The sequence below is a fragment of the Pseudochryseolinea flava genome (assembly GCF_003286915.1).
Taxonomy (GTDB): domain Bacteria; phylum Bacteroidota; class Bacteroidia; order Cytophagales; family Cyclobacteriaceae; genus Ohtaekwangia; species Ohtaekwangia flava.
Map to the genome: position 1 here is coordinate 193,391 of NZ_QMFY01000010.1, position 25,803 is coordinate 219,193.

Here is a 25,803-nt window from a genome sequence, read left to right on the forward strand (position 1 = left end):
GTACTGGGTGGAATTGCAACTCGTCAATAGCATCATTGACATTATCATATTTACTAATATCATAGTTCGTCTATTTAAGTTATTCATTAGTCTTCGGAATTTCGATCATACCATAAACTGACCAGAAAAACTGATCTGCGGTCATCGTAACTTCATGGGTAGCTCCGTAATCCCAATAGGTGATTGTGTATTTACTACCAACTTGTTCAATTGATTCTACATGTATGTAATGGGTAGCCGTCCAGTTGGCGCCTTCATCACGCTTAAACTTAGAAGAGTTTACGTACAAGACCAAATCATGGTTTTTCATAGACTCTTTTGCAGCGTTCACTTTATTTTCACCCGTGTTCGCCCATCCTAAGTCAGAACCTGTAACCTCAATATTAAGTCCAAAATCCTTCCAGACGTCTACGGCTTTATCCAATACACATCCAGCCCATAGACCTTCTTCATCGCCGGGATCATAGCCTGGATCAACATCACCTAAGTTTGTATATCCCTTGTAGTTATCCGCCAACTCCATGAATAGCATCTGATCCAGTTCATTAATTGTCTTGCCCTCCTTTTTATCCTGATTGTTATTAAAAGTACCACCGCCTACAGCATCTCTAGCTTCCTGTGATGCAGCAGGAACATGCATACCTCCATTATTGTTATCGTAACTGAACTCTCCATCCTCATATAATCCTAACATCGCTTCTGCCATACCTTTCGGGTCGTTCTCATAAACTTGCTTTGCAATGGCAGCAGCCCAACAAAAATTCGTTCCTGCACCTTGATTTGTTCCCTCATGTCCTCCCTCAGACACACGCTCTCTCAGCTGTGCTAAAAAGACTTCCGGTTTAACTTTTGGAAAATGTGGACTCTGTGGAAGCGTTGCTGGTATGATTGCCAAAGCTTCCGCCGGTGTGGAAGTAGGAGGATCATTCTGCAAATCATCATCAAGTATTTCATCCTCACTCGTTGATGTATTGCTTGAGGCGCCAAGATTCTCCTTCAATCTATCTGACTGATAGTTGGAATTTCTGCCGACAAGCATTCGCGCATACAATGCGCGTGCCTCATTGTTTGAATGATGCTTAATGAGATACTGCCTGTATTGTTCTTCATCCGTAGTCCTTTCACGCATTTCCGCAGACTGGGAAACCAAAGGAGTACTATTTTCAGTCTCATCATTCTTAAGCGGAGGTGTTACAGAGTTTTCAAACCTTGGCTGTCTACTGTTATTAACCTGATTAGTCGGTGTGTCATGTAAATCACTTCTTGTTTCAGATTTTTCTCGTGCAGGATTTGGGCCGTAGGACAACATGTGAACCGTAGCGGCACTACCAGACTGTTTAATCGGAGCAACCATTTTTGTAGTAGACTTCTCGTCTTTATCCTTTGTTTTTTTCTTACTCTCTGCTGTCCCTGTGTTACTCGATTTCGCTGTTCTATTTTTGGCAGTCGATGTGTTACGGTTCTTTTGTCGGTCGTTCCGATTCTTGGGTTTGTATCGGCTATATCCTTGACTCTCAGAAACACGCTGTCTCTTTTTATATTTATTATTTCTTTCCGATTTTCCAGGCTCGCCGTTATTTTCTGGCTCCAGCCCCAATAGATCAATCTGATTCACAGGATTATTCGCGACGTATTGATAAGTACTTTGATCAATTTGCAATTCAGCTAGCGGATCAACCGAATGGAATCTGCCTAAGGCTGCATCGTACTGTCTGAAGCCCAGGTCCTTTAACCCCGTTCCCTTTGTTGTTGTCATCCCCTCGTATTCGCAATCCCCATGCTGCATTGCTGTTTCCGATTGAGATAATCCAAAAGGATAGTAATCTTCAAATTGCACAATTGGTGACATTCCATAAGTGATCTTGATATCATCCATCCACACACGCGTCGATGGACTTTCATTACTCACATGGACGTAAATGTATCCTATACGGTCAATAACTCTCTGAAGATTCAGATTATCAAAAGCCACCGTCTGCTCCTGGCTCGGATTGAAGCCCGCTGCTGCGTCGATGCGATCAAACCCCATATCAACCACTTTAAAATCTTTATCAAATAAAATATAATTTAAGTATGCTGCGGGCACTGCGGTGCTGCTGCTACGATTCAAAAGCAAAGACCCTAACGCTTCAGAAAATGCCGTGGACGACAAAGCGCTACCTCCTTCAAAACTGTTCGCGGCAGCTTGTACTGGAGACACTAATGCGGTTATCAAATCAACAATCGGCAGGGTGCTATGACTAGATTTCTTTTCGAACTTTGCAAACACTTCCATCTTTATCGTATCGCCTGGATATACTTCAATCATCGTATACGGTCCGATAGTTTTGTTTGCTGATCCGTCCAAGTAAATAGCATTTCCGCTAGAATTACTTGTGTGATTCAACCATTGATTGACATTTCGTATTTCTGTTTCGAATAGATTTCCAAAGTGCATCATTTCTTTTACACGAGGATTATTATGATCAGCCAAACCCGTATCTTCTAAGGTTGCCTTAAAGATGTCCGTTTTCTCTTTAGTCGTAAACGTCAAACGAGTATTATTTAAATGATCCTTGATCTGGTATTGATACTCTTGTCCAGACTGATCCTTCGGTATCATCACCGTTCCTTCATCATGTATGATAAATTTCAGTGTGTCATTTTCGTACACAAGAGGGCCGATATAATCTATATTTTTAACTAGTGATTGCGCTCCTGAAGAATGAATTGCTTCCGACAACTTCATGCCATCTGCGTCGTAGGTATATTTTACTTTTTCTCCGCTACCCTTATCAATCTGGTCGATCAGGTTTAAGCCGTTATACCTGATTTCCTTTATGTTTTTGTTTTTATCTTGAATGACGTTGCCATTGGCATCATATATAAAATCACTACCTGAAGTGTTCCTGTCTCGCACACCTTTTGTCAGTACTCCGTAGTCGTTCACCGATTTTAACTGATTACTTTTATTACCTGCAACGCCGTAGTTATGTTCTAAATCATCAATCTTCATCCCTTTCCCATTACTTCTGGAAAGCGTCACGATATTTCCGTTGAGATCATAGTTCATTACTTCTTTATATGCCTGGGATGAAGACCAGGTGCCTGCTTTGAACGCATAACTCGCCTCTTTCAGACGATTCATTGGATCGTAAGTAAACGTATAAGCTCGCTCCGTGGGCTCGTTTAGGTGTGACAGTCCTAAACCAAGATTGGCACTCCACTTTTCTGCAGAAATATTACCGTTGTATTGAGGTATGAACGTACCGGTTCCTATGTCATTGTTGTAACCAAACTCCATTCCGAAAAAGTCTTTCGGACCACCGTCACTTGCATTCAGATCAGCACTGTTAATGCGTGTCATCCAACCCCTGATATTGTAACGATAGTCTATCTGTTGCTTGAAATTATTGCCGTCATTGGAATGTAATTTCTTTGTGACAAGTTCACCTATCTCATTATACTCATTCTTCACGACGGTTAATTCCGGTGCGTCATCAATTGACTGCTTAATACTCAACACACGGCCCGCGTGATCATAACTTAAAACATCTCTAATTGAGTGGGATTTACTATTTACGAGATAGGTACTTTTACTTTTCTGTAACCGCCCCATAAAATCAAAAACATATGTAGATCTATTTCTTCCTGCCTTATGATTTTGAGCAACAGCTTGAATCAAGCGATAGTTATCATCGTAGTAATTTGCCGTGTAGAGGTAATTTGTCGTACCCACAATGTTTGTTTTGACACCTGTGACGAGACCTTTCACTCGAAGAAACTCGGAAGACATTTGCTCTGTCAGGTCGTTATTTATGTAGTCTAACCCAGTCGTGAGTGTCTTGAACGAATAATTATCATAGTATGTAACCTGCAAAACCTTTAGATTAGAGCTAGGAAATAGTGCCGAAGTACTGGTATATCCGTGTGTGGCAGAAACCCCATTGAATACTTCATGAAATAAATTGGTACTTACCAAGGAACTCATTGCAGCTTGGTCAACAACGGAACCGTGAGTATAAATTCCAGACATTATGGGGCGGTCAAGCGCATCATATTTGATATAACTCCATTCCTTCTTGTTCACTGTCCCCGCCACGTCTTTTCGTTGGTTCCCATCCTGAGTTAGCACCAACCTATCCCTGTTATCATAGACCATATATACTGGGTCGGCGCCAGGCATTCGCTTTTCCACCAGTCTCTTTCGTACATCATATTTGTATTGAAACGAGTATGCGTTAAGATCTGTCTGAGTTAATACATATGTTTCAGTAGAGTGAACTAATTTGGATAGCTCTGGTTGAAGGATAAATCTTAGATTATCATACGCATCATAAATATAATATACCAAAGCCCAATGATCGTTACTGTTCAAATTTTGAAGTCCCTCAGAGCCGACCTGTATCTTTCTTAGTATAAGTTGTCCAGCCTTGTTGGTGTATTCGCGGACAATATTTCCATTTTCATCGCTTACTATTTTGATATAAAGTTGCTTCGATGAATAATATCTATAGGGATCACTGTCACGAATAGGCATGCCTGCGCCATTCAATTTCCAGATCGCAACTTTCTCTTCCGTTGAACTAGTCAGCGTCCCATGATTATTAATTTCATAGTTGTACGAAACAAACCGATTAGCTCCTGTTGTACTCCATGCTGCGCCAGCGTTGTACTGTTTGATTATTCTATTCAAGGAAGATGACTCGAATACAGCTTCTGAAAATGGACGGCTATCTTGTGCAATTTTTCCGTTAGGATTATTAGCGTAAGTTGTGTTTGATACTCCCGAATAATTGCCATATGCATCAAAAGTTATCTGCTTAAACCATCCGTCTTCACCCATTGCAATTGGCAAGTAGCTTCTCGATTCACGTCTCATTGCATCGTAAATCAATGGCTTGACTAGGTCCGAATTTGAAGGCGACGATCTAACATTGACAGATTGTATAGGCATTCCCAGCCCATCAATATATTCAACGATTTGTTGTTTTTGATAATTGTTTAATGTCGGAATATTTGACGGATCTTTTACATTAGGAATCTGGACCGTACTGGATACGATATAGTTCAAATCTTGCCCTCCGACGTCTGGGAACAATCTAATCTGAGCAGACGTACCGAATCCATTTACGTTTGATCGTGATACCATGCAAGAATATTTTCCCGCTACATTTGTCTGATATGTAGCGGTCGTTGCTACTTGATTATTCAGAGCATCTCTCCAACTGTAAGTAGTGTACGTCTTATCCAAACTGAGCGTAACACTGTTTCCCATATTAGTTGTGGGATTCTCTGTTATTGTAATCACAGGAAGAGCAACGACACTCGCAGTTACCGATTTACGGGATGTGCTCTCGCAGCCACCAGCCACGGTAGAAACGAAATAATTCGTTGTCGAACCAACACTAGAAATCGTGTAAGTATTACCGGTAGCACCGGCAATCGGAGATCCTCCAGATGACGTGGTATACCATCTGTAGCTTGAAGCTCCAGAAACAGTCCCCACAGAAAGGGTAATGGAACTGTTTTTAAATACACTACCGCCTACTGAATTCGTAGGAGCGCTCACGGCGGCGGTATAGACCACAACTGTACCTACCAGTTGTGAAGTCGAACTCCAGGTAAAAGGAGAAGCCTTAAGCCTCGCTCGTAGATACAAAGTTCCAGTAGCTGACATTGTCTTACTGGCAGTATTCCCTAAAGTTGTACTTGTTCCCGTTGCAGAGGTTTGCCAATACCAATCATAGGTCGACGGTGGGGCCGTTGTACGCGTTACTACAGTATTTCCGCAGTTATATTGAATAGTAAAAGTCGTATTGGGAACTTCAGTCTGCGCACGCAGGGTAATAAGTGGTGAGATCACTAACCCAACAAAAAGGAAAACGATCCTTGTTATTAAAGTTGAATTTTTATGAACTTCAATTTTAAAATTTGACATAACTGTATTCTGGGGTCTGAAAAAAACATTCAACTACACTTGATCATTTATCACGGTATTCAACATAGTTGTAGTTGAATGCTTTAATGAAATTTTTATTCTCATCCTGGATGTATAAAAGACGATCAAATTCATCGTACGTATAGTATGTAGTCTGATTGTTTAGATCTGTTACACTGATGACCTCACCTCTGGGGCTGTAGGCATATGTTGTTATTTGAGCATCTCGCGGAAAAACTCTGATCTCATCATACCGCGTTGCCCCGCCAACAGATATTGTTGCTGTATAAGGAATTTCTGCCTGAAATTTCCATGTTCCATCGAAATACCAAAATGTCATGAGTAAATTTGATCCGATGGGACGTTTGTCTGCAGGAATCGTATAGCTGGATCCTCCGTGGAATCGATTCCCAGTTTTCGCATCGCCCTCCGTTCCATTGGATTCAAAACCCGTGAAAAAAATTTGATCAGATATTGCGTTCTTTACTGAAGCAATTAATTCAGTTCCATCTGCTGACCATATGTTAGTTTCAGAATACGATGTACTAGGTGTAAATTGTTTAACATTGCCAAACGAATCAAATTTTTCAAAATTCGTTTTTAGTAAATATGAACCTCCGTTCTCAGCAAGCCATTCCGATTTAGGAAATATTTTGCCATTTACCACGACATAATCCTGTCGGCTTTTGTGAACAATTGAATTCCCTTTCAAAATTCTCTGCTCTAACGGGACCGATAACATATATTTTTGTACCATAGCGTTCTTAGCAGCCAATGCGGTTGCATCCATTGTCCATGAAAAATTAGCAGCGTCGTCCATAGGATAGTTTGTTCTTTTAGTTGTAACTTCTCCATTACTTTCATACCTAACCTCTCTATTTGGAAAAACATAAAAGCTAGCATGGTCGTATTGAAATGTAGTACTATCAGTTAAAGTGGATTGTTGACCGAAAGTTTTTATCGTAGTGACGTTCAATTTTTTCCAAACTCCTGTTGTAGAATACCTCGAGAAGCAGGCACCGTTGGGAGTTGAAACGATCCTGAATCCATAAGAATTACTGAAATATAGATCAGCCGGATTCATCATTGTCTGATAATGGTTCTGTTCTTGCCTGAGCAGTCTTCCGGTCGCAGAAAACACTTTCTTAACCAACAAATCACCTCGCATCACTTCAAATGAATTAGGCGGTGGAAAAGGATAATTAATGGCGTCTACATCGTCATCAGGTGAGAAGGAGAACTCCATTTCGGCATAACCATTTTCTCCAGATTCTCCATAAATTTCTTTCACAAACATGTATCCGACATATGCACTCTGAGTTGTCGCCAGAGGAACATTGCTCGAAGAAGTTCGTACCACCATTTGGCACTGTCCACACGCTTCAAGTTTTGTTTGTTGGTAACCATACTGAGGACTAGCAGTTATACGTCCACTGGGTATGCCTGTATCAAAATTATATTCATATTTCCTAACGACGGGAGGGCCAACATTGGATCGGGTCGTGATTTTCTTAACCCGTATTCCACCACCATATGCTCGCACCGCATTTTGTTCCGACACTTCATTCCATCTCATTTCAAAACGCTCGAAATTAAATGGTTTAAGTGGGTCTTTAAGGAGATTGTATATTTTTACACGATATCTGCCATTTAGCAGTTTGACGGTACCAGACCACATTTTATCTTTAAATAAGAAATCGCTATTCGCGCCAGTTCCTTGTATTTCAAAGTACAGGTCACAGCCTCTATTTTCACAAGAAGGTGTATTGGTAAAATTATAATTCAACCAAACATAGCCATTGCGTTGATCCACTATCTTAAGATCATCTGTAATCGTAGTGGCGCCAGTATCGCCTATATATTGCAGCACAGGAATGCTTATGCTGGGTATTTGACTCGACGGCGGTGGAGATATGATATTTTGTTCAAATTCAAATTCTTCAGACCCTCCAGTCGGATATTGGATTTTTGTCAAAGTTCCCGCTACGCCGTAATTAAAATCCGGGATTCTATCACCACCATCAAATTTTGAAAGCGCTCCTCTAATATTCAATGTAATTGCAGGTACGAGCGTGGAATTCATCCGTCCATTATAAAACCCCCAATAGTCTACCGATTTAGAAAACCTGGAGGGCAGCGATGTTGCATTGTATTCAAATATGTATGGTGGTTTTTTATTACCTTCTCTTCCGATTTCAGTTACAGATTCAAGTTTAAGCCTCTTCATCTGTTCGTCCTCTTGAATATGGCAATCCGTAAAAACTTTATTACCGGATGCATTAAAATAGGAATATGACAGCTTAAAACTCGTTGAGACTTTTCCATCTTTGTCGAATATTAGAATGTCATCTAACCGCTTACTTCCAGCGTAATCTAAGCGTGAAATTCTCTTATCAAATTTAATTGAACCATCCACAGACGAAATTGAATCAATAAGCCAGTGCGTACCAGTTGACTCTACAAAGTTGAGAGGTGTTGAATGGTTATTTACACAGAGCGAATACCCATCCACGTTGTTCAAAATCGTCTCAGTCCCATAAGAGCAAGTAACAGAAGAATATTCTTTATAGAAGAAGCTAATTTGATCTGTTTGGTTTGCATTTACAATTTCAAGTAGATACCACGATGACGCTCCAGGTGGCTCAGGATCATTTCGAGCACCATTTAAAAGAGTGAATATAGGGTTTTCGACAGCTGATCTTGAACCATCAATTGTTTGACCAAAATAGTACTTATCTCCATCTGGAGTAGTAATCACCCATCCACTGATAAGGCCTTCTGGATTTGGTATAATCATTTCTATCCTAATGTCTTGATGCGATTTAAGATGATAATTGCCTTGTTCGTCAAAAAAGAACTCGCCAGAATAGCCATCAAAATTGAAGGAGAAAATATCCGGTTCTAAATCAAGGTGTTTATTTAGAACATCCATGATCTTAGCAATCATTTCAGAACCGCTTGACCCTAGAAAGTTACTTGGTTTATAGGAAGATCTTAAATAACCCATGTTGCCAAAATCGTCAGGTAAACCGCGTGTCTGTCTAGTTACAACGCCGCCCGCTGATAGACTCCATCCTAACCCAACCATCGACGCCGTCTCCTCCACCCGTACACCTCCAGCATGATAATTAAGTGAGATTGGGATAGATAGAAATCTGCCCTTTAAAGTGTGAATAGGAATACTAACCTTGGGAATGCCAGTATATAGGCCAACAGGCACTGCTTGAAACTTACCAAGGTTTGAAACTTCTGGCGATGGAGGTCTCACACTCATATTCAAATTCAAATCTTGCCCGTGTGAGAAAAAGTATTGCAAAAAGAATAGCAGTACTAAAAATGTATTGTTAAAGAATTTCATACGATGTAAATGGGGTAACTGACAAAAAGCTTATTGAGTGATGCTCAACATGGAAATTAATTTTGAATCAATGTTAAACTAGTTGTATTACTAGTCCCATGGATACAGACAAAAAATAACATAGAAACAACAATCATGTTTTCTTCATAGAGTTATAAGATGATGGTGAGCCGTACTCTTATTCCCGAGTGGTGATGCGATTTTTTGCCAACCGATACTATTTCGCACAACGCACCCTCTAGAAATAAGGGTATCACAAAAGTATATAGCCGCTCGAATTTAAAAAAGTCACTGAATAACCTTTTTTAAATTGTCAGGAAAACCAGACAACTTGTGACACTACTTGTCACGATGTATCAACTTTGATACATGAGTTTTGTAATGAGACATGTTGATTATTTCCTGCTTTTAGTTTCTTTCTTGCTTAACATTGAAAAAAACTCTTCTGGCGTTAAGTTGTGCACAACCAATAATTTGCAAAGCGTCTTTAAAGTGATATTCGTCTTGCCATTCTCGATACGCCAATACTGCATGCGTGGTAACTCATGATCGAACGCGAAGCTTTCATAGCTCGTATAGCCTTTCTTTTTGCGCAATTCCGTGAATTTCACGGCCATCTGGTCTACGAGATGCTTTAAAAGCTGTTCTTCCTTCACATAGGTAAATTCCTGCGTGTCTCTCTAAAATGTTACACCAAAATTGATACATCATATTTGATACTTTTTTTTACTAATCAACTTGCGTTGATCGCTACACTTCTCTCTGGCTTCGGAAAGAGAAACTTGTGGATAAACGCCAAGGCCGAAACGCTTCTCTTTTTTCGCGACGCTATATTTTAAAAACCAGTATCGATGTCCCGACGGAACAACTTCAAGGTACAAACCATTTCCGTCAGAGAGTTTGTATTTTTTGTTTGCTGGCTTTGCATTTTTGAAATCAACGCTAGTGAGTCTCATTTCCCTTTACTCCTCAAGAGTTATGCAGGAAATTGGGTAGGCTGTGAAAACTGCCCGTGCCGTACTTTGTTAACTGGAAATTCCAGGTGTAAGTCAGAGCAGTATTGAATCTTCATAAATCATATTGCTTAGACCTTGAATGCTCTTGCCATAGCATTCCTCTCAGCTTTCGGTATCCCGACCTTTTCAGCTATTGACTCCCATTTAGAAACCTCGGACTGAATAACGCTAATAATTTCAGTTGCTTTCTCATCAGAAACTCTAAAGTACTCAGCTACTTCCAGCGCGAGGTCTATTGACAACGCGTTGTCTGTAGTAGATATGTTTAAGCTAAGTCCTGTCCCTGTTGGAACAGGGTTAATATCATAAGCAGGTGAAAGTGTCCATCCTTTGTCAGTCAAAAGAAATCCGTGATTTCTTAAATGGTCATCAGTATTACTAATAGAGATATAAAAGACAATCCGTCTCCATAGCTCTTCAAGATCTGCATCAGGCCTTGCTCCATTTTGCATTATAAACTCAGCTAAGTCCAAGTAGCTTGCACCCGATGAATGGTTTGTTCCATCTGTATGTCCAAGTAATGTCATAGCTGACGCAAAGTGGATGCGTTCACCTTGAGACGTCCTATCAAATCGTTTTGTTAAGAAGGTGTGCTTCTTACTGTAAAACTTTCCAGTAACTGATTCTGGTACATTAATACCTGCATTCCTTGCGAGATCATAAGCCACTTTTTCCCAACCTCCGATGTCCCGATCATCTTGCAGGCTGGGAAACTTTGCAATCCATAACGCTCCATGCTCATCTAACACGCTTGCTTTCGGACGTGCACCCCCAAGAGAAGAGCCTGGAGTGATTAGCAGATTTAGCCATTTCAAATTCTCAGCATCATGGCCACCATCCTCCAACTTCAAGCTTGCATGCTCAAGTTCACGAATTGATGTCCAGGGAGGAGTGGCCATGCTTGTGTTACTATTTAGGAATGGACCATCGAGCGAATCTTTAAATCTAATCGCGCCCATGCGATGACCATCATAAACTCCAAGAAGATAATCTGTTTCAAAAAGATTTTTTGGTTGTCGTCCGTCGCTTCGAGCTATTGCAGCTTCGCGTCTATCCATTAATGTTCTTCCCCAACGGTCAGGTGATGAATCGAGGAAAATTCCAAAGTTTGGTTTTTCATCATTGAGATATTGTATCCCACTAAAAAAGCCTAAATCTGGATCGAGCGTCTGCGAGCTTCGTGATTTTAGCCAGGCATCGTCATATTCGAATGAAAATATCTCCTTTCCTCGCAATAGCGTTGAATGAAGTAAACCCATCAAGGTTGGCGGTCCAAGGCCAACCCAGTCTGCATAAACACATATCGTTCGATGTGCACCCTTCTTAGCCATTTTTCTTGGAGGTTTTCGGTGCCCGTTCTTTTACTATGAGTTCGGCATCCTGAAGTTTTCTTCCTAATGGATCGTCCCCCGCCAGTTTCAGCAAGTCTTTTTCAAGACCCAAAACAAAGAGGACTTGCGCGTAAGCGGCTATAGCTACGCCCCCAGCTCCTTTTTCAATATTCCAAAGGGTCGGTCTACTGATATTCGCGCGTTCAGCAATTTGTTCAGTGCTTAGCTTTCTTCTAAGTCGGGCTAGTTTGATGTTCTCGCCTACCTGAACAAGCGTCTTTTCCATTTTAGGCAACAATATGACTTTCCTCGTTCGCATAAGGTTAATTATATTTAACAAATATATCTCATTTGATAATAATATTTATCATTATAACGAATTCAACGAACAAAACAGCCTTTTAAATGAGGGCGTTATGCTTGGGCATCGGCAGAAAAACACCGTTTTAAGGTATTAAACATCAAATCAGGCCACATTTTAATGTTTACTTGGATTTTGACCTCAAAGCATCACCGCATTTAAACTGAAAACAGGTTTTAAACATGCTGCCCAATCCTGCATTTTGCGGTGAAAAAGACATCTAATCTCCGCATGCTTCTGATTTGCGAAATGCAAATCGAGTGGACATATTTTAGGCCTATGTCCAGTTTTTTCGAGAAAATGGACATAGATCGTTTTGATGTCCATTTTTTTAATCAAAACCTGGATACATGAGGCTGTCAAAAAAGACGCGCAGCGTTATAGAATAATAAAGTGCATTAAAACGCACTTTATACTCACTAAGAAGAACAAGTGTGATGACTTGCACACCAAAGTGCATCATAATGCACTTTACGATTGCGACTTATTTATTTCTCTAACAGTCACCGCGCCAATCGTGTCGGTGTGAGCAGTTGCTAACAAATGACTAAAGTGGTCATCTGGATCAATGCGCAAAAGTCTACATTGTAACTCCTTATTGTCACCTTCAGAGAGTAATCCAAAGAAAAAAGGGAATAAGTACTTTGATTGATATTCCTGCTGCGTCTTAGGCATTGTTAAACTAATGGCTGGGAATTTCGGACTGTTGTAATATGAATCTTCGTACCGAAACACAAAGAGTTGGGAGCTCACTTTTTCCAAAATACCAGCGACATTATCATTAACATATACTTCGGCTTTACGTCCCATGTGATTGAAAATTTGCTGAGCTAGTATCCAAAAATTGATAATGTAAAACCGCATACTGCCGATGTGTGCTGATTTCATCCATGAACCTGGCATCATATCGCAAAACCGGAAAATTGCCGAGGTCTAAATTCATAATCCAAATAAGGCATTATACTTATGTTGATCCCATCTAGGTATTTCCCCTCAAGCCCGGAAACCGGCTATACGTTGCCGAGATAAAGATTAAAAAATCCGTCTTGATGTCTCCGACACGAATGTCGGAGACATCGATCAAACTACTAAAAATGAGACATTTATCTTAAACATCCGCTTTCTATCCAGCGTTACCTCTGCCATTTATAATAGCTAGCTCTAAATAAATCCTCCAACGGAGAGTAATTCTTCCGATTAACTTCAGCACTGCAAGCAAAATTTCCGACTAACTCAGCTATTCACGGTAAAATTTCCGATTAAGTCCAGGCTGTATATCTAAAATTTAACAGCTGAATACCATGTCAAGTTTTCGATATGTAAAACTTAACATGAAGAAGTCACAGTATTTGTGCCTCGAGCAAGTTGCCTTGCCAAAATCTTGTTGCTAGAGATGGTTTAGACTATGCATAAATTCGGTTGTGTCAGTTCTTAGTTTTCGCATTTCGCAAAATGCGAAATCGGACCCGCTGGGCTGAAGCATGGAATTCTGCTTTCCATTCTGTTATGCGCCGCTCTAACCAACTTTGAACAAGATTGAAAATATTTTACAACCATCTTCCTGGAAGATTGCTATCCGATCCAATTGCATCCAGGACCTTCGTATCGTCGATAGCGCTGGTAGACGTGCCGCTGTCGTGACATTAGCTTTTCGAAAGCCATTCTAAAAAATATTGAAGAGAAAGACTCACTTGGAACGACATATCGTTTTGCCAATTAATTCCAAAAATTGAATCAAGATGTTACCAAAAAATATTAACGAACAAGAACGCAGAGTATCGCGAGACCAATTGATAACAATCGGAGACCTGGAATCATTTCGAATATCGCTTCTGGAAGATTTAAAATCCTTGATGACCCCAACAACGTCCCACGCAAATAAGCAATGGTTACGTTCCGCAGAGGTTCGAAAGATGCTTGGTATCTCGCACGGCACGTTGCAAACGCTCCGTATCAATCGAACGCTTCCTTTTACAAAGATTGGTGGTATCGTATACTACCGGTACGAAGACATCGACAATCTCCTGAATAATCAAACTTCGAAGTAGGATAGTGATGGATAAGTACGATCAACTCGTAAATTTTATTAGCCGCGTGGTTTCCGATTGTCGCATGAAGCCAGTGCATGTCTCATTGTCACTCGCAATCTGTAGCATTTGGATCTCAAACAAACTAGAAAGGTCTTGTCGCATTTCACGAAGTATGCTCATGAAATCATCACGAATACGATCAAGAGCGACTTATCATAAGACGCTGACAGAACTTCAGTGCTTTGGTTATATACGGTACCTGCCTTCCTATCATCCGATTCAAGCAAGTGAACTGATAATCATCGAATAATATTGTGCGAGCCATGAGCGGAAAGAAATTATCATTTACAGAAGCAAAGACACTTTCTATCATTGACTATTTAGCCAGTGCTGGTTTTCAACCCGTCAAAATTATTCGGGCTGATCATTGGTACTATTCACCATTCCGAGAGGAACGTACACCATCATTCAAAGTTAATGCTAAGCTCAACCTCTGGTATGATCATGGCACCGGTGAGGGAGGAACACTTATTGATCTGGGAGCAAAACTAAAACAATGTTCACTTGCTGAGTTTGTCGAACGACTCTCACAGGACGTTCATTCATTTTCTTTTCACCGTCAACCGCCTCTAATCATACCACAAGAGAACAAATTAGAAATACTTGCCGTGCAGGAATTAAACAGTGATGACTTGCTTCAATATTTGTCGGGTCGTCGAATCATGCCTGACACGGCGAAGAAATTCTGCAAAGAAATCGCCTTCCGTATTCGAGATAAAGCATACAAAGCCGTAGGGTTTCAAAACAGATCCGGTGCATGGGAACTGCGGAATCATTGGTTCAAAGGTTCGTCAGCGCCAAAAGATATTTCAATCATTACCGACGGTAGTAAAAAGCTTGGCGTGTTAGAGGGATTTATGGATTTCCTTTCTCTTATCCAAAGTGACAACCAAGAACTCAATGCCCTCAGGGATAATTCTGATTTCCTCATACTCAATTCCCTTCGTCTTTTAAGCCGTGCAATTCCATTACTTCAAAATCGAGATGTAAACCTTTTACTTGACAATGATAACGCCGCAAGCGAGGCGAAGAAAGCCCTGATCGACAAAGGCGTTGCTTTCAAAGATGCCTCGGGCTTGTATTTAAGTCATAAAGATCTCAATGATTTCATCGTCAGTGATTACAAAAATAAAATGACTCAAAGTCTTTCGAAAACAAAACCGGTCAAGCTCAGAAGATAACACTCACATAAGCCACAATCACATGAAAAAGAAAATTCAATTTATCACCCAGGCCAAAGGTGGTGCGGGTAAATCTTTACTGACATTCATACTCGCAGAAAAATACCAGGATGCCATAATCCTTGACCTTGACGATGCCAACAGAACCACGTCAAAACAATTGGCTTATCGAAATCCTACTCTAATTCCATTCCTTGATCCGACGACACAACGGATTGATCGAGGAACATTCATGGAGTTATTTCGCAGTATTTCAACAGTCGACCACGAGTTATTTATTGCTGACCTGGGCGCGAGTTTATCTGAACAGCTACCGAAGTTCTTTGTGTGTAACGACCTTGAGGCTACAGTAAAGTTGCTAAGCGACAATAACATTCAGCTGCAATTGGTATGCGTGATTGGTGGTGCAAATATCTTTAATGCGACAATGTCCTATTTAGTTGAACTGGTAACATCCGTACAAGGGTGTATAGAAATCATAGCAGCATATAACGGAATGTTCCCATGCACCACGAGCCAGCAAGATGTTTTATCGGACTATGTGGCGAAACATAAGATTCCATTGATCCCTTTTGATCTTTCGCCCGATAAAAACGATAGAGCAATGCGAAATATCGAGATGGTGTTGCGGGAGGGACAAGGACTTTCGAAGGTCAGTCCCTTCATCACCGTGTACTTCGACAAGTCGATCAAGAATTTAAAGCTATAGGGTATGGCAATGACTGACAAGGAAATCCATGCATTGCGAAATTATTGCGCATCAATTCTGAAAGAACACGGTATTCAGTTCGACGCGAACGACCCCGTTCTTCCGGCGGTTTATATTATCCATAAAGAGATGGAACGGGTATACCAGTCCAATCAACTTATTGCCGAGCGAATTGACAAAGCGGTACTGAATCTAAATCCCAAAGTGTTTCATTTCAACCATGCTGGCGAAGCATGGAGGTTTCAACTTGCAATTGCGCTCAAGTGGATTTTGTGCGGCGGGTTACTCATTGCGTTAGTTACGGCTTCAATTTGGTATTGGTCACTTTGTTCCGAGGTTGATCGAGCACGAACTATTGTTGCGAGTAGAGACAACCTAAATCAGATTGCGGCCAATGTAAAGAAAAATGCCGGTGGATCTTACTTCATTGATTTGACCGAAGCACAAGCTGATTCAGTGAAGCATTTCTATGAATATGTCAGAATTAATAAAAGAACTGTTCGAATCTTCCTGGGCAGAAAATAACAATGGATAAAAAACTCATTATACGATTCTTGAAAGAGAAAAGACGGGGCGCGTACAATCTGCTGGTTGAATTGTATGGGTCTCAAATCTTGCCTTTAAGCAAAACAATGGCCGTAACAATCATCGAAGAGGATTTGCAACAAGAGTGTGGCGCGACCATCAAGCTAAGCTACTTTAGTCTGGCGCGCGCTATCTCCAGGTACAGGAAGAAGAACCCAACGCTGGCACCTCGCGTCACAAACCCACCGTCAATCTTCAAAGATGCTCATGAGCTGAAAGAAGGTCAAACAAGTCCAATAATGATCAACGTTCCGCAAAAGAAATGATCAACATCGTAAATGAACGTAAATCAAATTCAAACATGAGCAAACAAAAAAACATTAAGTACAGCTTACGTCATTCGTCTATTTGTACTGGCTTTTACGGAGCAAGCCATGTTTTCGCTACGCTCAAACGGCTTGTCCAGCTTACTTAAATTATAACCTTATCACTGCGTTCGGTTTCAAAGCATGTCAAGACCCCGGATAAACGATAATGATAAACGAATTATTCAAGTGAACATTAGAATCACTGAAGCTGAGAATGCCAAGCTTGTAGCCTTCGCTCAAGCCAGTGGCATGTCCACCGCTAATTTTGTTCGAAAGATTGTGTTCACAGGAAAATTTCCAAAACCGAAGTTATCACCCATTCATGCCAACCTTTATCGGGAACTGAATAAAATAGGTGTCAACCTTAACCAAATCACGCACAAGATTAACCAAGGTGATCATCCAGCAGAAATCTATTCCGTTCAAGTTGAACTTTCTGCACTGCTCAAAAAAACGTTAAACGTGCTATTGGATGACCGGCAACCAGATCAAGGGTAAAGGATTTCGTGGAGCTTTGCGCTATAACCTGGAAAAGGTTGAAAAAGGTGTAGCGGAAATTCTAGGCCACACTTTTGTGCGCGTTAACGAGCAGTCAATTATGAAGGAAATACAAATTGTCAAAGTTCTCAGGCCCAATCTTCAAAAGTTCTTCTATCATACGTCCATTAACTTTCCGCCACACGAAGTTGTTTCAAATGAAACAATGAAGCGGATTGCACTTGACTATTTAGCGTCCTTGGGATTCGATCAACATCAGTATATCATATTTAGGCATCATGACGCCAATCATCCACATCTTCACATATTGGTGAATCGTATCGGATACGACGGGAAAGTGCTTAGCGATAGTAATGATTATGCACGAAGTGAGAAGGTGCTTCGGTACCTTGAAAAGAAATACAATCTCACTGAAGTTGCTTCAAGCAAAAAGGCTGTTAGACGCGCTCCGACCAAAGACGAACTAGAGATGATGAAGCGGACCAATGCGCCGTCACATAAGCTGAAAATGCAGCAAAACATTAGGGAAGTACTTCAAGCAAAGAATCACCAAACGTTATCAGAATTCATTGAAGGGTTAGAGAAACGAGGAGTTAAAACAAAATTCAACATTGCAAAGACGGGTTACATCAGTGGCATTTCATATTCAACCAATGGGTTTACAATCACCGGTTCTAAGCTGGGTGCAGAATTTAAATGGACGAAACTGAAAGAAAAGATTGACTATAACGCGGAACGGGATTTAATTTCTGTTTTGCGAATAAATACCCAGGGCGCTCAAAGTAGTTCTCAAGCAATTACAGGTCGAGAGTATTCCAAAAGCGAGAAGAAATCAGCGTTCGATACGTCCACTAGTGCCGCGCCTCACCAAAGCTTTTTTCAAATAAACGACGATGCCGGTCTTGACCCGGCAGCTACATTAAAGCTAAAGTCGAAAAGAAGGCGATGGAAAAGGATTCAATAGCTAGTTCGCCACTTGAGTGGTTGATTGTAGTTTTCAAATCATAAGAATTAATTCTGACACAAAGATGCTACAGGTAGCAATGACACGCGCTGTCAAAAGCTTCCGGCATAAAATTCATTGTGCCTTCGGCTAAGTGTTCATCTTCAAATTTATTCCTTTTCCTTTTGACAGCGCGGCTACCCTACGCTTTGGTCAGTGCCATAATTAATTCTTACGATTATGGAAAACAAAATTGATCAATCAACACTTCAGGTGGCAGAAATTCAGCTATCGTACAAAACGAATGTTAAGCCTTCTTTGCGACCTAAACTTACAGGCTCAAAAGACAGCAGCGTGGTCCTTATGCACTCATGGGATCTGTCTAAGATTGAACTGGTAGAACAGTTTAAAGTGATGTTCACTAATAGAGCAAACAGAGTTCTCGGAATCTTTGAACTCTCTACCGGTGGGATGAGTGGTACTGTCGCAGATCCAAAGCTAATCTTTGTTGCAGCGCTGAAGGCTGGTGCTTCTGGAATTATACTTTGCCACAATCATCCTTCTGGCAATCTTACACCGAGTCAGGCAGACATTGAATTAACCAGAAAGATAAAGGAAGGTAGTAAAATTTTGGAGATACAGGTTCTCGACCACATCATACTGACAAGTGAAAACTACTATTCATTTGCTGACGAAGGGTTAATATGACGTTCTGAACGTCTCCGTGAACTATTTTAAAATCCGATTCGCCTTCATCAGATTGTATCCTAACATTACACTAGCTTTTGTGTTAAAGAAAATGGAATTGCGTTTGTAGATGTAAAAACTATTTCGGCCTCTGCATTTCCAGAATCTTTCCCAAAATAAGCAGGCACCGATAGACTGTCAACATTATGATAATGAGAGCTGCGATATTGTAAAAAAAAAGGTACAGTCTAATTTCAATCGGAAAAAACATTTTGACTACAAATCCACATGCAGCAACAAGGGCAATGGATTTAATACAATTCTTTAGATGCTTTATGGTCTCGAAATAATATCCGGTTGAAAAAAATCTTTTAAATAGGGGTTCATCAGTACCTGCAGACGTGGGATTTGAGTTGTCCTTAAAAGTGATAAAAACAGTTAAAATAGTTAGTATAAAGCCGATCAGGGTCAAAGCGATATTTGTCAGATCGCCGGTCAAAGAATATGAATCCTCCGCCTTCGGCAATGACACCTTACCGTTTATTAAAAAAACAGAGAGGACTAGTATCGTGCAAAACGCAAGCAAATAGTCATAAAAGACAGGTCTTCGAAAATATATGTCAAGTATCATATTGTCGCTATAAAGTCATCTAGCTGTGGTTTTACAAGATCATACCATTTTCTCGCTTTTGTAATTTCCTTCATATCAACCTGCAAAACGATTTCCTTTTTGCCACTTAACAAATTAAAGACCTCCTCTTTGCCATCAATGTCTTCATATTTAAACATAAACGATTTGAATGCATCAACATCTACTCTATTACCCTTAATTTTGTTTAAAAGATCTTTGATCATATTAAGCGCATTCGAATTCAACGCTTTGCTTTGGATGCTTCCCCCTGGTGATTGGAAATATGCTTCAATCCTAAGAAACTTAGGATTGAGAACTGCGCCAAGTGTTCTCAGGCCGGTAAAATATTTATTACTAACGTCTGGAGTTAATTTACTTAAATCTTCTGGTACAACCTTAATGTCGATATTGAGGACATTTTTTAACTTTTTAAGTGTCTCATCAATAGGAGCTTCTAAAAAGGCGCTGACTTCGGTTGATTTGCTTTGGCGAAGTACCTTGTGAGCGACATTGCGAAAGTAAAATTCAATGTCTGTGATTCTCGGTCCGTGATGATTATATTCACAACAGATAACGACGGAGTGCTTTGAATAGTCAATGAAAAAATGGGTCTCCTCCGCGATGCTTCCGGTGATAGCTTCCGAGATTGGGACTAATTTATATTCTTCTTTAGGTTTAATTAGCGGAACTTTCCCTCCCCTAAGAAGCGCGATTGAACAACGAATTCGCTTTTCTTTATGCATTATTACCGCACGATTCATGAAAATCTCTCTCCGATTTCCTTGTCTCGACTCGTGTTTATCTATAAGGTGTCCTTGCTTTTCGTTAAGCAATTTGTTGGATATATAGGTGATTATATTGAAAGTGATATCCTTACTACTTAAAGAAATATTCTTTAACGGCGTGAATTGCAACGTAAAAAGTTGATAACGTACCTCTGTAAAATTTTCCTCCATAACAACATTGATTAAACGGGCTAGCGGGTAAATATAGTTAAGTTCAAAGCCATCTCAAATCTTAAGGGGTTACCTGTCCTCTGTCACAAAAACCGTCAAATCTACAGCCAGCGGAAAAACGATTACTAGAAGATTCTCTTTCACTTAAACCGAGCTATTTAGCTTATACCGTGATTCGACCAAAGTTTTGAATTCAGTCACCCTAACTAGTAATGAAAATCCAATATGCGGGGGCACTCTATAGCACGATTTGTATCGTACATCGGAATAGGCATTTTTCAAAAACTCAAATAGCTCTTTTTCATCGGTCGTGTTACACGGAAAGACATCCTTTACAGCGGGAATGTAACAGCTTACCAGCGAGATTAATCTTAAAATGTTATGCGTCGTAGGCCGATACTTGAGGTGTGCTTTAATCGAGGCGATACACAATTGCTCAATCGACTGGTGAAGAAGAAATAATCCAATGTCATGACGATTGCCGCCAAGCGCTTCCGAAGCTAGCTCAAGAAAACTTTCCGAAAGCGCGAACGACCTTTCGTAGTCCTTCCTCTGTTTCGGTTCATCGTTTGACTGGGTTTGATTTCTTTCGTTAATATTAAGTTGAGCATCTTGTTCGCAGTGGAGAATTTTTCCTTCATTAAATATCTTCGAAAAGAAAGGATCGCCTTCCTTTAATGCTAGCCGAACTGAATTCACACTGTGTGAAAGTACGTTAACGGATATGTCGCTTGAAAATCGGTTTGTGATAAGGTCAACAATTTCATGGTCTCTGTACAACGTGGTGCTTGATTGCACAAATAACAAATCATAATGATGATGTTCTGAAGAAAAGACTTGAAAGCAGCTAATGTGTTCTATGGCGCGTGATGCATAGCCAAAGCAAACAATAGCTTTTGGAGTGATCTCTTTCACAAGGTCACTTATGACCGAACGAAGTTCAATCGTTTTTAAGTGGGGCAGGTTCATAACTATTTTGTTTTTGCCACCCTTCTTTTTAAAGCAACAAGGTCACTATAAGCTTTTCTAGATCGATTATGAATTGCTTTAAAATTCGGCTTCAACAGTTGGCTATGTTTGTGCATTACCTGGGAATACAGCTCAAATGTATTGTCCGATCCGTCATCTAATGCCAAATTCTTCAATATGAGATGATCAAGATTGGGTTGAAAATCGTAGCATCCCAGACCTATGCTTTCCACATCATCAAAAAACCTTTTACTCTTCAGTTGCTGTTCAATAAGATATATCGTTATCGATTTATGACTTGCCAAGCGACTTTCGGATATAATACTACAGGTCATGTAATCATATTTATTTTAAACGATTCCGTTCTTAGCAGAACCGTCATAGGGAATAGCCTATACAATAATAGCCAAAAAAGCCATAGGTAATAGCCTATACCTTGAATTTTTTTTATCTGTTCTTTTGAATGTGGCAAAACAACAGATAAGAATACGTTACCAGAAACAGCTCATAAAACTTGGAAAGCACATTCGTTCCGTGAGAGAGGCATATGGTATTAGCCAGGAGCAACTTGCCGCCGACGCCGAAATCCCGTACAGTAGCGTTAATGAAATTGAGGCGGGAAAAACGAACCCGACAATTGCCTCACTAATGGCTTTGGCGGATGCCCTGGAGATCCCCCTAAAAGACTTAGTGGGGTTTTAGGCCTAGATCATCTTTTGTCAAAGCATGAACAATCCCAGTCGCTGGAAGCACTCTCTTGAAGTTATAAGGGCAGCGGAAGCGTTTTTTGTTTTTTAAAATACCAAAATCGTCAAAAAGTTTCACTAGATTTAATTGAGGTCCCTGCCCCACCCGATCTGAAGATCACCGAGCCCACTGGGATTTCAACCTGCGGAAGCATATTTTTTAACGTTTCTTAATTAAACTTTTGGCCGGTGACAATTACTTTTTATTGTACCGAGGACTTGAAGGCCTTAGGCAAAACAACGAATTGCAAGGTATGTTCAATCCTCGTCACAGTCGACGAAATAAGTGACAAAGCAAAACGGATGATTGCCGACATTTCCAATGACAATTGGATTACAAAGTTGGATGTTATCGACAGGGCCTCTTATCGGGCAAAATCACAGCAAACAGTTGATAGATTAATCAAAGAAATTTTCTCTAACGTCAGTACCAAACTTACTGAAGAGTTTGGCGAGTACCTGATATCATATTCTGCCACCAAGGCTCTTGAAAAAGTATATAAGCATGTCCCACTGCCATTGGCGGAACTTTGGAAAGAACGTATTGTTGGTAATGCTGGCTTCGATTTTCATACCGAAAGTCCCGACGACTTAATTGTATTTGGGGAATCGAAATTCAGCAGCAGCAAAAATCCGCATACAATTGCGCTAGATCAGATCGCCGCGTTTGTCAAAGCAAAAAAGGATGAAATGGATTTAAGTGATCTACGAAGATTTGCGAGACAATCATCGGTACAGAATGTGATAGCGAATCACAAAGCCTATGTTGCTGCTTTCTCCCTCAATGGAAAGAGACATCGCCAAATATTCAATACAGCTCTCAAATCTGAAAATATAAATGCATTGCTATGCCATGCAGAGTTATACCTAGTTGGCATAAAATATGAGCCTAAATAATGTAATAATAGGGGGGCCGCCTGAACTGACTTTGATTGAAACGCTAAGGAGAATCCATAGTGAAGGGCCGGTTCATTTGAAAGATTTGGAAACCCTTTCATTTATCAAGAGATTTCACCCAAGTCTGTTTCTTAAACACGAGAATAAACTACTTTTTTTGCTCGGCCTTTTTTATAAGACACGCGCCCCAGGCACGATGTTGGAAGAGTTCTATTTTAATTTTTCGGAAATAATTAAGAAGGAAACGGGTAGAAACTTTACGCCAATTCAGGCAAGAGCGTTTAAGTCGATTAAAGAACGCCTCTACTTTTCATTCTCAGCACCGACGAGTTCTGGGAAATCATTTTTATTTAGAGAATTAATAAAGAATGCTAAGCGAGACATAATAATTGTCCTTCCGTCTCGTGCTCTTATTACCGAATACATGCATGAAGTTCTTAAGATTGTGGACAACACAGTGCTTGTATTGCAGTTTGTTGATCTAGTCAATTTAAAAAAGACTGATAGAAGGATTTTTATAATTACTCCCGAAAGAGGAGACGAGCTGTTCAAACACAAATCTATGTTAGATATCGAACTTCTACTATTTGATGAAGCTCAATTATCAGACGAACCGATAAGAGGGATGCGTTTTGATTCCTTGGTTAGAAGAACAGTGAGAGAATACCCTACAGCTAAGAAAATTTTCACCCACCCATTTATACAAAACCCAGAAGCTCAATTAACAAAACACAACATTATTAAAACTGCTGACTATAAAAGTTTTAGTCAGAATTCTGTCGGCAAACTATACCTAAGTGTAAGAGAAAATAACTTTAAATTTTTCTCGCCGTTCAAGCAAAATCAGGGTATTTCGACAGTGCGAAGTAACCAAAATGTAGTTGTTGAAAAGCTAAAGAGTAAAGGAACCGTTTTAATATACACCTCCAAAAATAAAATATACTCTGGCGTTTTTCTAGACGATTTCAATGACTACGTCCGATTGTGTGGACGGGTTAAGATTAGAAAAGCTAGACAATTAATTAACCGATTACAGACATATATTGGGGCAACAAAATCTGGACCTAAAAAGTCACTGTTGATTGAAATGATGGAAAAAGGTATAGTCATTCACCACGGCTCCATGCCGCTAAAAGCAAGGCTTTTTGTTGAGGACTTTGTAAATAATAATTTTGCAAAAATGTGCTTTTCTACCGCGACACTCGCGCAAGGGATCAACATGCCTTTTGATGTCGTTTGGATAAGTAATTTCCGATTCTCAGGTACGGAGCAGCAAAAGAACCTAGGGTTAAAGAACTTAATTGGGAGAGCTGGTAGGAGTGACAAAAATAATGAGTTCAATTACGGGTATGTTATCGTAGAGGAGCGCAACCAGAAGCTGTTTACGAAACGAATGATTGAACCTTCATTCCTGGAAGAGTCGTCTAAACTTGACGTGAATATCAAAGACGTGCCAGAAGATATGAAGGATGTTGTAGAGGCTATTCAAAATTATACATTTGACGACGAGCTCCAATTAACAAAAAGCCAAGTACAAAGGATAAAAGATGCTGACCTATCAAGCGAAATTCAATTTGTGCTCAACAATCTTTTCGTTAAAGATGCAATTATAAGCGGCACGGATTACTATAAAATCTATAAGGGAACTCGAGACAAGATCGGAGCAGCGTTCAAAAAAATTTTTGTAAGCCATCTTCGTCGAAGTGAGTTAACGACAGCCGAAATGGCAATCCTTGGAACAGCGATTCCAATTCTATTGTGGCGAATTCAAGGAAAGTCATTCAAAGAAATTGTATCTCTTAGACACGCATACTTGTCCCAAAAAGATAAGCAACGACAAATATATTCAGACTTAAAACAACGTCGCATTACAGAAAACGAGGCATCAAAACGTCTGGAAGATCTTAAAATTGTCTATAGTCCACAAGCCCATCCAATTCCGGATCGAACTTTCCGAGCGTTACCGTTATTCAAACTAGGCACGTCAGTTAAAGAGCTTTCATATGATATACTCGTATACGATACATATGACTATATAGACAAGGTAATTTCCCAATGTCTTTCAAAACCACTAACAGCGGCATTCACAATTTTTGCCGAGTCTTTTCAAGATAACCGCGCCAGAGTAATGAGAAACATCGTCGAATACGGTACAAACGATCCTATCGAAATTTGGCTGCTTCGATACGGATTCGATCTTGAGGATGTCCAATGGATCAAAAATCATGTAAAACACATAGATGAGAATGCCATAGAATTTCTAGAAACAATTGAAGAATTGGACCCAGAGCAGTACCGATTGATTGAAAGGTTTGTTTAGTAACCAGTTAAATAGTACTTAGTTTTTGTTTCACTGAATCATATTACGATGAATATGTCTTTACAATTACGGATGCAAGCCGATGACTTCTTAAAAGCGTATCACGTATTACAGAAAAACTACAGCGCCGAAATGCTTGCTGTAGTTGGCCCAAGTATTGTATGTTTAGCCGTAAGCTTCCCCTGAGTAGCTACACTCAAAATTAATAATTGTCGTGATAATTGCCTTGTTGGAATGTTGGATACTCGGTGTCGGCTTGTGCGGCAGGGAGTATTCCACATTTCAACAGGAACGCCC

General features: G+C 40.2%; 20 protein-coding genes. 11 read left to right on the forward strand and 9 right to left on the reverse strand.

Going from position 1 to position 25,803, the window contains the following annotated elements:
* Positions 1-79: 79 nt before the first annotated feature.
* The 7 genes from DQQ10_RS18830 to DQQ10_RS18865 form a co-directional block, all read right to left on the reverse strand.
* Positions 80-5,920 (reverse strand): DUF6443 domain-containing protein, encoded by a 5,841-nt coding sequence (locus tag DQQ10_RS18830; protein WP_165824012.1) that lies wholly within the window; start codon positions 5,918-5,920, stop codon positions 80-82.
* A gap of 43 nt (positions 5,921-5,963) precedes the next feature.
* Entirely contained in the window at positions 5,964-9,278 is a 3,315-nt protein-coding gene (locus tag DQQ10_RS18835) for an RHS repeat domain-containing protein (RefSeq protein ID WP_112748455.1), read from the reverse strand.
* Between the two features lie 395 nt (positions 9,279-9,673).
* Complete coding sequence (locus DQQ10_RS18840; protein ID WP_245970472.1) at positions 9,674-9,934, reverse strand: helix-turn-helix domain-containing protein; 261 nt, start codon at positions 9,932-9,934, stop codon at positions 9,674-9,676.
* A gap of 51 nt (positions 9,935-9,985) precedes the next feature.
* On the reverse strand, positions 9,986-10,234 hold the full coding sequence (locus DQQ10_RS18845; RefSeq protein WP_112748457.1) for an Arm DNA-binding domain-containing protein: 249 nt from the start codon (positions 10,232-10,234) through the stop codon (positions 9,986-9,988).
* Between the two features lie 128 nt (positions 10,235-10,362).
* Positions 10,363-11,625, reverse strand: coding sequence for a type II toxin-antitoxin system HipA family toxin (locus DQQ10_RS18850; RefSeq protein WP_112748459.1), 1,263 nt, complete (start codon positions 11,623-11,625; stop codon positions 10,363-10,365).
* Positions 11,618-11,911, reverse strand: a complete 294-nt coding sequence (locus tag DQQ10_RS18855; RefSeq protein ID WP_245970473.1) for a helix-turn-helix domain-containing protein — start codon at positions 11,909-11,911, stop codon at positions 11,618-11,620. The genes DQQ10_RS18850 and DQQ10_RS18855 overlap by 8 nt, the downstream gene beginning before the upstream one ends.
* A 546-nt stretch (positions 11,912-12,457) precedes the next feature.
* Positions 12,458-12,796, reverse strand: a complete 339-nt coding sequence (locus tag DQQ10_RS18865; RefSeq protein WP_112748497.1) for a HipA N-terminal domain-containing protein — start codon at positions 12,794-12,796, stop codon at positions 12,458-12,460.
* A 929-nt stretch (positions 12,797-13,725) separates the two neighbouring features.
* Here DQQ10_RS18865 and DQQ10_RS18870 point away from each other — a divergent pair.
* The 8 genes from DQQ10_RS18870 (at position 13,726) to DQQ10_RS18905 (ending at position 19,008) form a co-directional block, all read left to right on the forward strand.
* A complete protein-coding gene (locus tag DQQ10_RS18870) occupies positions 13,726-14,034 on the forward strand; it encodes a helix-turn-helix domain-containing protein (RefSeq protein ID WP_112748467.1) in 309 nt (102 codons plus the stop codon).
* A 305-nt stretch (positions 14,035-14,339) separates the two neighbouring features.
* A complete protein-coding gene (locus DQQ10_RS18875; RefSeq protein WP_112748470.1) occupies positions 14,340-15,257 on the forward strand; it encodes a toprim domain-containing protein in 918 nt (305 codons plus the stop codon).
* A 22-nt stretch (positions 15,258-15,279) separates the two neighbouring features.
* Entirely contained in the window at positions 15,280-15,966 is a 687-nt protein-coding gene (locus DQQ10_RS18880; RefSeq protein ID WP_112748472.1) for a P-loop NTPase family protein, read from the forward strand.
* Positions 15,967-15,969: 3 nt separating this feature from the next.
* Positions 15,970-16,491: a hypothetical protein gene (locus DQQ10_RS18885; RefSeq protein WP_112748474.1), complete on the forward strand. Its 522-nt coding sequence runs from the start codon at positions 15,970-15,972 to the stop codon at positions 16,489-16,491.
* 2 nt (positions 16,492-16,493) lie between these two features.
* Positions 16,494-16,817 (forward strand): hypothetical protein, encoded by a 324-nt coding sequence (locus DQQ10_RS18890; protein WP_112748475.1) that lies wholly within the window; start codon positions 16,494-16,496, stop codon positions 16,815-16,817.
* A 183-nt stretch (positions 16,818-17,000) separates the two neighbouring features.
* Complete coding sequence (locus DQQ10_RS18895) at positions 17,001-17,357, forward strand: plasmid mobilization protein (protein ID WP_112748476.1); 357 nt, start codon at positions 17,001-17,003, stop codon at positions 17,355-17,357.
* Positions 17,332-18,321, forward strand: coding sequence for a relaxase/mobilization nuclease domain-containing protein (locus DQQ10_RS18900; protein WP_112748477.1), 990 nt, complete (start codon positions 17,332-17,334; stop codon positions 18,319-18,321). Before DQQ10_RS18895 ends, DQQ10_RS18900 begins: the two co-directional genes overlap by 26 nt.
* A gap of 219 nt (positions 18,322-18,540) precedes the next feature.
* A complete protein-coding gene (locus DQQ10_RS18905; RefSeq protein ID WP_112748478.1) occupies positions 18,541-19,008 on the forward strand; it encodes a JAB domain-containing protein in 468 nt (155 codons plus the stop codon).
* Between the two features lie 606 nt (positions 19,009-19,614).
* On the opposite strand, the gene DQQ10_RS18915 is transcribed toward DQQ10_RS18905, so the two are convergent.
* Positions 19,615-20,574, reverse strand: a complete 960-nt coding sequence (locus tag DQQ10_RS18915; protein ID WP_112748480.1) for a hypothetical protein — start codon at positions 20,572-20,574, stop codon at positions 19,615-19,617.
* Between the two features lie 144 nt (positions 20,575-20,718).
* Positions 20,719-21,543, reverse strand: a complete 825-nt coding sequence (locus DQQ10_RS18920; RefSeq protein ID WP_112748481.1) for a HEPN domain-containing protein — start codon at positions 21,541-21,543, stop codon at positions 20,719-20,721.
* 465 nt (positions 21,544-22,008) lie between these two features.
* Here DQQ10_RS18920 and DQQ10_RS28435 point away from each other — a divergent pair, with 465 nt between their 5' ends.
* The 3 genes from DQQ10_RS28435 (at position 22,009) to DQQ10_RS18940 (ending at position 25,506) form a co-directional block, all read left to right on the forward strand.
* Complete coding sequence (locus DQQ10_RS28435) at positions 22,009-22,245, forward strand: helix-turn-helix domain-containing protein (protein WP_394341986.1); 237 nt, start codon at positions 22,009-22,011, stop codon at positions 22,243-22,245.
* Positions 22,246-22,592: 347 nt separating this feature from the next.
* Positions 22,593-23,186, forward strand: coding sequence for a hypothetical protein (locus tag DQQ10_RS18935; protein WP_133259702.1), 594 nt, complete (start codon positions 22,593-22,595; stop codon positions 23,184-23,186).
* Positions 23,173-25,506, forward strand: a complete 2,334-nt coding sequence (locus tag DQQ10_RS18940) for a DEAD/DEAH box helicase (protein ID WP_112748485.1) — start codon at positions 23,173-23,175, stop codon at positions 25,504-25,506. The genes DQQ10_RS18935 and DQQ10_RS18940 overlap by 14 nt, the downstream gene beginning before the upstream one ends.
* Positions 25,507-25,803 lie beyond the last annotated feature (297 nt).